This window comes from Microbacterium sp. A94 (assembly GCF_051842855.1).
GTDB lineage: Bacteria > Actinomycetota > Actinomycetes > Actinomycetales > Microbacteriaceae > Microbacterium.
In genome coordinates, this window is the sequence record NZ_JBPXMU010000013.1 from 1 (window position 1) to 1,526 (window position 1,526).

The following is a 1,526-nucleotide window of genomic DNA, read 5'->3' on the forward strand; positions in this document are numbered from 1 at the left end:
GAGCGGTCCCGCGCGCCTGCGGCGCGTTTTCTTGAGGACGCGCAGATGCTTGCGCGTCTGGTGCCTTGTCGGGATGGCTGGTTCAGCGGACCCTGGAGATACGGGGTGGTGGTCGCGGCGTCACGGCCGTTGTGTCTTTGGTGCCGTAGAGCCCGTTTATGAGCCTGGTCGGCGGGACAGTCGTAGGGATTCGTGAAGTGTTGCCTTCAGAGCACGTGCGTCAGATTCCACTTTATTTGCCCAGTTCCGCCTGCCGCGGCCACTACCTCTTCCTCAATGGTGATGGAAGGAGAACGATCATGGAAGTCATTCACGAACGGTGTGCGGGGATGGATATCTCCAAACGCGACGCGAAGGTCTGCGTCCGGGTCCCCGGTGCCCGACGCGGCACCTTTGCCAAACAGATCTCGGTGCACGGGGCGATGAGCCACGACATCGCCGCGCTGGCTGATCATCTGCGAGTGGAGCAGGTCACCTTGGTGGTGATGGAAGCGACCGGTGATTACTGGAAGCCCTACTACTACGGTCTCGAAGAACACCTGAATCTGATGCTCGTCAACGCCCGGCATGCGAAGAACCTCCCCGGCAGGAAGACCGACGTGTCCGACGCGCAATGGTTGGCCGAACTCGGCGCGCACGGCCTGGTGCGAGGATCGTTCGTGCCACCGTGGCCGATCCGCCGACTGCGGGATCTGACACGCCAACGCACCAGTCTGAGTCGGCAGCGGACGCGGGAGATTTCACAGTTGGAGAAGCTGATCGAATCCACCGGCATCAAATACACCTCGGTCGCTTCGGCCACGCTCGGTAAGTCGGGCAGAGCGTTCCTGGATGCACTGATCGACGGAGAGCAGGACGCTGCAGTGCTGGCGGAGCTTTCGCTGGGCCGATTGCGATCCAAGATCGATCAGCTCCAGCTCGCGCTGCGAGGCAACTTCACCGGGCACCACGCCACGCTGACTCGGCTGCAACTGGATCGCATCGATATCCTCGACGCCCAGATCAGCACACTGTCCGATCTGATCGATGAACTCATCCGCGAGAACACGCTGGCAGATGCTCGGGAACTGATCGCGACGATCCCCGGGATCAGCGCCACGGGAGCCGCGAACATCCTCGCCGAGATTGGAGCCGATATGACCGCGTTCGAAACCCCTGCCCATCTCGCGTCCTGGGCGGGAGTCTGCCCCGGACAGCACGAGTCCGCCGGCATCTCGAAGCACTCCCACACCCGGGCAGGAAACGCGCACCTCAAAGGTGCTCTCGGGATCGCGGCGATGGCAGCAGCCCACACGAACGGATCCTTCTTCCAGCACCGCTACAAGCGCCTCGCTGCCCGCCGGGGACCGCTACGCGCGCTGGTCGCGATCGAACACTCACTCCTGATCGCGATCTGGCACATCCTCACCCGAACACAGCCCTACCAAGCACACGCAGCCTGAGCACGACCTCGAACGACCCGAGGCCACAACGGGCCCCGGGATCCTCATCGCGCCTACTCACCACCACATCTACGCGTCAGACAC

At 63.0% G+C, this 1,526-nt stretch carries 1 protein-coding gene; it reads left to right on the forward strand.

Annotated features, from left to right (window positions below):
• Nucleotides 1–299: 299 nt before the first annotated feature.
• Nucleotides 300–1,442, forward strand: a complete 1,143-nt coding sequence (locus tag ACSU1L_RS16415; protein ID WP_438253267.1) for an IS110 family transposase — start codon at nt 300–302, stop codon at nt 1,440–1,442.
• The last annotated feature ends 84 nt before the right edge of the window (nt 1,443–1,526 follow it).

Excerpts from the sequence above, each read along its gene's own strand:
- ACSU1L_RS16415 (WP_438253267.1), top strand. The coding sequence starts at position 300 with ATGGAAGTCATTCACGAACGGTGTGCGGGGATGGATATCTCCAAACGC.